This is a genomic window from Alkalibacterium sp. m-11, assembly GCF_054658155.1.
In genome coordinates, this window is the sequence record NZ_BAAGIR010000274.1 from 1 (window position 1) to 1,098 (window position 1,098).

Annotated in this window: 1 protein-coding gene; it reads left to right on the top strand. The window is 37.8% G+C overall.

Features of this window, described 5'->3' with window-relative positions; translation table 11 throughout:
- Window positions 1–176: 176 nt before the first annotated feature.
- The gene (locus ACYQ2O_RS12350) at window positions 177–722 is read left to right on the top strand and encodes a GNAT family N-acetyltransferase (RefSeq protein WP_346024354.1); all 546 of its coding nucleotides are present in this window, start codon (window positions 177–179) and stop codon (window positions 720–722) included.
- The last annotated feature ends 376 nt before the right edge of the window (window positions 723–1,098 follow it).

The following is a 1,098-nucleotide window of genomic DNA, read 5'->3' on the forward strand; positions in this document are numbered from 1 at the left end:
AACGTAGTTTCACTACGAGACCTGGCAGAGTCTGCTTACTTAAGATATTGAACCGCCGTATACGGAACCGTACGTACGGTGGTGTGAGAGGACGATAAATGAATTAATCATTTATCTCCTACTCGATTTCCTTTAAACGAAAATAGGGTATGTTATTAGCTATAGGGGGAGTAGAAATGAATCAGATCATAGTTAAAGAAGCAGAAGTTTCTGATATAGCAAAGATTAAAAAGATCCTGCACAGTACAGCAGTGTGGCTGAACCATAAAGGATCTGAACAATGGGCCGGTCTGCTTAAAGGAGAGGATGTACATAATATTCAGGCAGCGGTAGAGAGAAAAGAGGTCTATCTAGCCTATAAGGACAAAAGTATATTAGGCACGTTTGCTCTCTGGGATAAGCAGACACCGTGGGATATAGACTTATGGGGAGAAGAGAAAAGTAGGAAGTATCTTTACCTTCACAGAATAGCACTCGATAGTGACCAGCATGGAAAAAATAGAGGAAAATTTCTACTGGAGGCAGCTCAGTTGATTGCGAAAGAGAGTGGGAAACAAGGAATAAGGCTGGACTGCATTGCAGGCAATCCAAACTTAAACTCATTTTATCAGGCGAACGAATTTGAATATGTAAAAACAGTCCATGACTATGATAACGGAGAAGGCCTGCAGGATTATAACCTTTATGAATGGAAAGTGAAAAAAGATACTGAAAAGTATTGACGATGATCCAAATACCTGTTATTATTAATTTCGTTGCTGCAAAACACTTATGTGTAAAGGCAACACAAAAAAAGTGAAATAATCGTTGACAAGTAATTGACGATAAGTTATACTAAAATAGTTGTCATACGAGTAAAGGTAACGCTTTCAACTTCGAAGAAATAAACAAAAATATTTCAAAAAAGGTTGACGCTTAGACAGCGACATGGTATGATATAAAAGTTGTTGCGAAAGACAAACAACAAAAATTGAACGAGATAGATCTTTGAAAACTGAACAAAGTAGAAACAACCAAATGTGCAGGGGTCTTCGATTCTTTTGGAGTCGAAGGCAACAAACGAGTTAACATGGTTAACTCACAAGTAATACAATGAGC

Excerpts from the sequence above, each read along its gene's own strand:
- ACYQ2O_RS12350 (WP_346024354.1), top strand. The coding sequence starts at position 177 with ATGAATCAGATCATAGTTAAAGAAGCAGAAGTTTCTGATATAGCAAAG.